Origin of the sequence: Blautia sp. DFI.1.216, from assembly GCF_020594215.1 — a bacterium.
Lineage (GTDB): Bacteria > Bacillota > Clostridia > Lachnospirales > Lachnospiraceae > Blautia_A > Blautia_A wexlerae.
Genome location: NZ_JAJDML010000046.1, coordinates 22,749 through 29,474, shown reverse-complemented (window position 1 = coordinate 29,474; position 6,726 = coordinate 22,749). Strand labels below are relative to the sequence as shown.

Below are 6,726 nucleotides of genomic sequence, written 5' to 3'. Positions count from 1 at the left end.
TAATCCATCGATGAACTACCTGTATCATAGAACATTTTTGTGCCCTGTGCCGTATATCCACAAAGTAGGAATCAGGGGGAAAATCAGAAATTTCCACGATTGCGGAAAGTGTGATATAATCCAGTTAAACGGCAGAAATAAAACCACCGGAAAGGAGCGTGCGCCCATGAAAGTTGCAACAAGCATACAGGAACGCCTTTGGGAACTCCGCAAAGACAAAGGCTTAAATCTGGAAGAACTATCAAAGCTGACGGGCATTTCTAAATCAGCCCTTGGCAGTTATGAAAAAGAGGATTATAAGGAAATCAATCATGGCAACCTTATCACGCTGGCAGACTTCTATGGGGTTTCCGTCGATTATCTGCTGTGCCGGACAGAGAACAGGGAGCAGATCAACACGCCACTGACGGAGCTGCATTTGAACGATGAGATGGTGGCACTGCTGAAAAGCGGTCGGATTAACAACCGTCTGCTCTGCGAACTTGCCACCCATAAGGACTTTATCAAGTTTCTTGCGGACATTGAGATTTATGTGGACGGGATTGCCACCATGCAAATCCAAAATCTCAACTCCCTTGTTGATACCGTCCGGCATGAAATTATTGAACGGTATCGCCCCGGCGAAGATGACCCGCATTTGAAGGTGCTGCAAGCCGCACATATCAGTGATGATGAGTATTTCAGTCACATGGTTCTGGATGACCTCAACCTGATTATCCGGGATATTCGGGAATTCCACAAAAAGGACAGCGAGAGTGCGCCCCAAACTACCGTTGCCGATGAACTGAAAGAAAATCTGGAAGCGGTCGAAAATTTCAAGGGCAGTCGAGATGAAAAACTGGTTATCCTTTACTGCAAGCAGCTTGGTATCAACTATAAAAACCTGTCAGAAGAAGAATTTCGCTGGTTCATTCGTATTCTCAAAAAATCAAAGAAAATGGGAACGCCTATCAGCCAGAGGAAAAAACGGTAAAGGAAAACCGCTGTTGCATGGTTTGTTGGATTCCATGTAGCAGCGGTTTGTGCTGTGGTTATTATTTCATTCGTTTTCTTAATATTCGGCGATAATTTGTTTCTCCCTTTGGTGCGTCCTGTATAATTTCCAACACACCATCTTCAAGCATTTTATCAATGCGATTGGAAATCCATACATCACTAATTCCAAGTTGATATTTTCCTAAAACATTACCTATGACAATAGCCATTTTGAATTGCTCTGGCTGTTCCGCAATTTCACGAAGAATGAAACTATCATATATATCTTCTGAAACGCTTTGCAATTTACCATTTAACATTGCACGCAAAGGTGCATTTTCATTTTGAAGTTGATTCCATTTCATAGTACAAGCTGAAAGAAATACAGGATTAGCTTTCTCTTGTAGAGTTATATAGTTTCCCCATTCGCCAGGAGAGACCTCGCCCCATGCTATTTTGGATGTCATAGTATTTTCTTTTCCATATTCCCATGTAGGTAACTTAACCAAATAAATTGTTGTCTGGCAGTTTAATGGTTGAAGTTGTTTCATAAGCCAATACATACCACAAAGCTCATCTGGATTATAGCTATACCAAATGCGAATTTCTTCCCCAGCTACATATCGTTCAATCACTGAGGTCAATGTAGTTTTAATTTTCTGTATTTTTTCTTCAACCTGATAATCTAAATCCTCTACAAAGCAGACAGACAGCATTTTCTTGAAAATATTTTTCCGCTGTTCGCCAATTCCATTATCAGAAATATCTCCCACACTAAGAACCATATCAAAACAATAAACATCACTGCTCTTGCCTCCCAATGGAATAGCATTCTCCCAAGCAATGCGTTCTTGTTCCTGTGCTTGAAGCTGTGCCTTTTTCATTTCATCTGAAGATGGAACACTCCCGTCTTCGTGCCTCATAAATATTGAAACAGCACTTCCTCTATACTTTCCCTTGCCGTAAGTTTGGGCAATTTTCAAACTTCCACAGGCACTTTCACCAAATACAATTTCAATCATCTTATATACCTCCGATTTAATTGCTCCCGTTATGAATAAATCATCTCATACAAAACAATTTCTTCTGCCCTGTTGTGAATGTTATTGCAACGCTGCACCCATTCCATTTGTCGGGTACACTTCAATTCCTCTGTCACGCCCTCGGTAGCTTTCATCTGCTCCATGATAGTGTCTAACCGTTTTTGTGCCTGTTCATTCAGGTCTGCAAGATATGTCAACAATTCTCCGGTCAGTATCAATGTATTCAATCTGGCTGGGTGGACTTCTCTTAAATATTCCCGGTGCATTCGTCCGTACTTTCCGATAGGGCGGTGTTCCTCCGGCAGTTTCAAGCCTGGAATGTAGTAATCTCCGACAAGGATATAATCAATTCCGTTTTCCGTTATTCTTGGTTTCAATTCGCTCATGTTCCTTACCTCCTGTGGAAGCAGGCTCGTCTGGTACTAACTCAATCACATCAGTAATCTCACAATTCAGAGTTTCACAGATACGGGCTAATGTATCCATGCTGATGTGCTTTCCCTCTTTGCTCATGTTGGCAATCATATTTGTTGTCATACCAGCAGCAAGCCTTAAATCCTCTTTTCTCATATCACGCTCTAACAGTGTGTGCCAGAGTGGTTTATAGCTGATGTGCATATTGTTTTCCTGCCTTTCTATCCATACCACCGGGGCGGTTGCCCCGGCAGGAACTTTTCTCTTATTATAACACCAATCTTGTGAAATCACAATTTATTCTTGTAGCCTGCCGCTGATACCGTCTGGATTGTGCATTCCCTTTCTTTTTGTTCCCTTTAATTAGCCATGAACTGCTTCATGCCCTGGGATTTCGCACCCGGATTGTCGTTACCATATCCCTCCAGAAGATTGATAACGCCCCAAATACCTAAGCCTGCTCCAAGAGCGATAACAAGGGTCTGCAATACGCCTACTGCGCTGTTGAAAAATGCCATATAATTTCCTCACTTTCTGCCGCTTTGCGGCGATAAAAATTGTTTGTTTTTGGTTTTGGGTATGAAAAAAGCCGCCTATGTTTGGCGGCTGTCCCCGCGCTGCTTAAACTGCTGCGGCGCGGCGGTATTCAGTTGTCATTTTTGTAAGGGTTGATACGCTGCGGCTTCCTGCCGCGCCCCAAGTAGGGGCGCGTACCATATAGCCAATGTTTACAGTTCGGATAGATTACCACCTCCTTTACGGTGCTGCGTCCTCCTGTACGTCGATTTCATAGTAGTCAAATACTTCGTCCGGCTTTACGATAGCGGGGCGGCGTTTGATGTGCTTTTCCATATCAAAGGCGTTTTTCGGGTCTGCGTCGGACAGGTACTTGTATTTCGGGTGCTTCGTGATGTCGAATTTATCAGAGAAGAACGGGCGCACACCTCTAAGCTGCAAGATACATTTCCCGCCGTCCATGACCGCGATTTCGTCCTGCGTCATAAGCTCTTTGCCTAACTTCTGATAGTTCAGCCCATGCGAAAGCTCCCGCCCTCTGGTTTCGGAAGTGTTGAAGCTGTCAATCGTTTCTTTGCCTAAGATTTCCGATATTTCTTTGAGCGTCGTTTTTTCCTTGCCGCCCAAGAAAAGGGTCGTGTCGCAGTTGCCTACAATCGTGTCGGCGTTGTCCTTGTAGATTGCCTTTAGCTGCGACTGTGATTGCAAAATAATAGAAGCCGATATTTCGCGGCTTCGTATGGTCGCTATGAGCTTTTCAAACTTCGGGATTTGACCGATATTTGCAAATTCATCTAACAGGCAGCGTACATGAACAGGCAGCCGCCCGCCGTAAACGTCGTCGGCTTTATCGCATAACAGGTTGAAAAGCTGCGTGTAGAGAATGGAAACAACAAAATTGAAAGTGTCGTCGGTGTCGGAGATGATAACGAACAATGCCGTTTTTCTATCTCCCAAAGTGTCAAGCTCCATTTCGTCGGTTTCCATGAGTTCGCGCAGTTCCCGTATGTCAAAGGGGGCTAACCTTGCGCCACAGGAAATAAGGATTGATTTAGCGGTCTTGCCCGCCGCAAGTTTGTACTTCTTGTACTGCTTGACTGCAAAATGCTCCGGGTCTTTTTCTTCCAGACGTTCAAACATGAGGTCAACCGGGTTCTTAAAGTCCTCGTCGTCCTCGCGGGCTTCCGACGCATTTATCATTTCAAGCAGCGTCGTAAAGTTCTTTTCCTCGTCGGGGGCTTCGTACCAGATATAGCCGATAAGCGCGGTATAGTAGAGCTTTTCGGCTTTTACCCAAAAATCCTCGCCGGATTTCTCCCCGTCGCCTTTGGTGTTGGCGATAATGGTATTGACTAACTTCAAAATGTCCTTTTCGCTCCGCAGATAGGCAAAGGGATTGTATTTCATGGATTTTTTGAAGTTAATCGTATTCAGCACTTTGATTTTGTACCCGCCCCGCTGCAAGAGCTTCCCACACTCGATTAAGACGGTGCCTTTCGGGTCGGTTACTACATAGCTGCTGTGCATTTGCATTAAATTCGGCTTTACGAAAAAGCGGGTCTTGCCGCTGCCGGAACCGCCGATAACAAGAATGTTTTTGTTTCTTGCATACTTCGGCTGCTTCGGGCGGCTGCTCATCATCAGCCTTTCGGTCTGCGTCAGCAACACGTTATTTTCAAAAACGGGGTCGATATACGGCTTTATATCCTCCGCACCGCCCCATGAAGCGTTTTGTCAAGTGCTTTTTAGAGTTATTGACGCGACATATGCTCTTTTTTCCACGATAAAGCCCCACGCGGTCATACATGGGGCTGTGGGATTATGGTTGAAGTGGCGAAGTGGCAAAGTGGCAAGGTATCTGGGTTTTGCCACTTGGATTTTGCCAGTTCACTTTTTTAGGGCGTGATACCATGCTGCGCCGATACGCTTTGAGGTAATGCGCCCGTCAAGGTTTTTCTTTGCCGCCCGGACAGTACGGGCAGAAATTCCCGCGTCGGCTGCGGCTTTCTCTATGTCCTCGCTGGCAAGTTCTTTTCCGTCTGCCAGTAGGTCAAGTATCAGCTTTTCAGCCTGTTCGGTTTTGGTGGCGTTGTTGCCGCCCGCGCCGGACAGCAGCTCGTCGGCAGTTATATCATATTCGCCTATCCACTCAAAGCCTGTTTCCGGGTCAAGGCAAAAGGCAACGGGCTTTCCCTCCGGCGCAAGGGAAGATTTGTCGTGAATGATAACACGCACATTCGGCTCACGCTTCACGCGCCCGATTAAAAGGACGCTCCTTGCTGCGGCTCTAAAGTCGATAGAACCTAAGCCCCTGTATGCGCTCTGTCCTCCGGCAGCTTTGTTAAGGTGTCCGATAAGGATAACGGCGCACCCGGTACGCTCCGCAACTTCGGCAAGGCGGCGAAAAATGGGGCGCACCTCGTTTGCCTTGTTCATGTCGGCTTTGTCGCCCATATACGCCTGTATGGGGTCAAGGATAATCAGACGCGCCCCGTTCTGTATGATTGCTTTCTCTATGCGCTCGTCGGACAGGGTAAGCTCCCGTTTTGCTTCATCAATCACAAGCACCCGGTCAAGGTCTGCGGCGGCTTCTATCAAGCGGGGTTTGACGGTATCTCCCAAACCGTCCTCGGCGGTCTGATAAATAACTTGAAACGGCTGTATGGGCTTCATGCCCGGAAGCGTCCCGCCAGTGGTACAGGCAGCGGCAAGGCGCAGCGCAAAGGTGGTCTTTCCCTCGCCGGGGTTGCCCTGTACTATGGTTACTTTCCCAAAGGGGATATACGGCTCCCATAGCCATTCAACGGTCTGTGTGTCAACCTCGCTCATGCGGATAATCTCAACGGTTTCTTCCTGTGGCGGTTCTTTCAATCCATAGACAGCTTCCCGCAGATATTTCCCGTCTGTGATTTCGCCCCGGCGCGTCTGCACCTCGTTCCAGTCTTTGAAAAGAGGGATAAGGCGGTGGACGGTCAAGCCCTCCGGCATAAGCTCCACAAGGCGGCTACAAGCGTCGTTTCCGGCTTGGTCGCTGTCAAGGCAGAGATATACGGTCTTGATGTTCGGGCGGTCAGAGAGAAAGCGCATAAGGGCTTTATCTCCCACGCCACCCAGCGCAAGATAGCTTTGCTTCTGCCAGTCCTTTTTGAACAGACAGAGAAAAGATAACAGGTCAATAGGGGCTTCAAAGACAAACAATCTTTCGCCCTCGCCCCGATAGCAGAAGTTAAAGGCTTTGTCGCTGCCTTTCACATCAAGCCGGAAGTTCCCGGCTGTGCCGCGTTGGTGGGCGTATCGTGGTACTCCGTCCTCGTCCCGTCCTACGAATACGGCGTTATGGTGGGCGGCTTCCTCGTAAATATCCCCGGTGGAAAAGAAAAAGCCCGACACATCTTCATCAATGTGGCGGGCGGCTGTGAGGAAGTTCCTCGCTATGTGGTTGTCGGTGTTGTGGGGCGGCAGTCGAAAGTCAGAAAAGGACGCGGGGCTTGGTCTGTCCGGCGGCGGTGCTGCGCCTTTTTCTCCTGTCAGCAGTTCTACGGCTTCGGTAAAGCTCTTTCCGAAAAACTCCATGACAAAATCAATGGGTGCGCCGCCTTTGCTCTGGCTGTGCCTGTACCATTTGTTTCCCCGAATAGTCAAGCTGTCATGCCGTTTCCAGCGGTATTCCTGTCCGGCGCGGGTAAGCTGCTCGCCCTGTCCTTGCAGAAAAGAAACAAGGTCGGCTTGGTTGGCGCAGTCTATTTGTTCTTGGGTGTAATACATAAAATTTCAACTC

6 protein-coding genes and 1 pseudogene are annotated in these 6,726 nt (G+C 47.4%); 1 reads left to right on the top strand and 6 read right to left on the bottom strand.

Translation table 11 applies throughout. The features are described 5' to 3' along the window. Window positions 1-166 precede the first annotated feature (166 nt). Window positions 167-973 (top strand): helix-turn-helix domain-containing protein, encoded by an 807-nt coding sequence (locus tag LJE11_RS14985; protein WP_008372835.1) that lies wholly within the window; start codon window positions 167-169, stop codon window positions 971-973. A gap of 61 nt (window positions 974-1,034) precedes the next feature. Here the strand turns inward: LJE11_RS14985 and LJE11_RS14980 are convergent, their stop codons facing one another. The 6 genes and pseudogenes from LJE11_RS14980 to LJE11_RS14955 all read right to left on the bottom strand — a co-directional run bounded on the left by LJE11_RS14980 (window position 1,035) and on the right by LJE11_RS14955 (window position 6,713). Next, entirely contained in the window at window positions 1,035-1,997 is a 963-nt protein-coding gene (locus tag LJE11_RS14980; RefSeq protein ID WP_005601707.1) for a DUF3658 domain-containing protein, read from the bottom strand. Window positions 1,998-2,026: 29 nt separating this feature from the next. Then, window positions 2,027-2,404 (bottom strand): TnpV protein, encoded by a 378-nt coding sequence (locus tag LJE11_RS14975; RefSeq protein WP_005335912.1) that lies wholly within the window; start codon window positions 2,402-2,404, stop codon window positions 2,027-2,029. Beyond that, on the bottom strand, window positions 2,364-2,636 hold the full coding sequence (locus LJE11_RS14970; protein WP_002593556.1) for a helix-turn-helix domain-containing protein: 273 nt from the start codon (window positions 2,634-2,636) through the stop codon (window positions 2,364-2,366). Before LJE11_RS14970 ends, LJE11_RS14975 begins: the two co-directional genes overlap by 41 nt. Window positions 2,637-2,791: 155 nt before the next feature. Further along, window positions 2,792-2,950, bottom strand: a complete 159-nt coding sequence (locus tag LJE11_RS14965) for a Maff2 family mobile element protein (protein WP_116705496.1) — start codon at window positions 2,948-2,950, stop codon at window positions 2,792-2,794. Between the two features lie 238 nt (window positions 2,951-3,188). Further along, window positions 3,189-4,679: pseudogene (locus LJE11_RS14960) on the bottom strand (VirD4-like conjugal transfer protein, CD1115 family); the annotation flags it as partial. A 156-nt stretch (window positions 4,680-4,835) separates the two neighbouring features. After that, window positions 4,836-6,713, bottom strand: coding sequence for an AAA family ATPase (locus tag LJE11_RS14955; RefSeq protein WP_117628574.1), 1,878 nt, complete (start codon window positions 6,711-6,713; stop codon window positions 4,836-4,838). Window positions 6,714-6,726: the final 13 nt, after the last annotated feature.